Annotated in this window: 1 protein-coding gene; it reads right to left on the minus strand. The window is 46.7% G+C overall.

The window, feature by feature from the left end:
* The coding region (locus FD44_RS10605; RefSeq protein WP_162258129.1) for a hypothetical protein at positions 1-302 on the minus strand (302 nt) is incomplete at both ends.

Genomic DNA, 302 nt, shown 5'->3' on the forward strand with positions numbered 1-302 from the left:
TCATCATCAACGTAGGTCACTGTGGCACTCGCCTCACCGGCACTATACGTGATCATTTTACTGGTATCGGTTGGCGCTGTCGTAGTTACCGCTGTGCTCGTTACGTCACTATTATCATCAGCATCTGCGGTATAACCCTCAAGCACTGGTGTTTCAAATTTTTCATAATCACCACTTGGCGTATACGTAGTAACCTTGGTTACCTCATCAGTATCAGTGGTCCAGGTAATGCTACTTGTTTGACTGCCTGGAGTTTTAGCCCCCGCACCTTTGTAACTAGTCGTTAAGGTTGTGGTTCCAGT

Origin of the sequence: Secundilactobacillus malefermentans DSM 5705 = KCTC 3548 (genome assembly GCF_001436395.1) — a bacterium.
GTDB lineage: Bacteria > Bacillota > Bacilli > Lactobacillales > Lactobacillaceae > Secundilactobacillus > Secundilactobacillus malefermentans.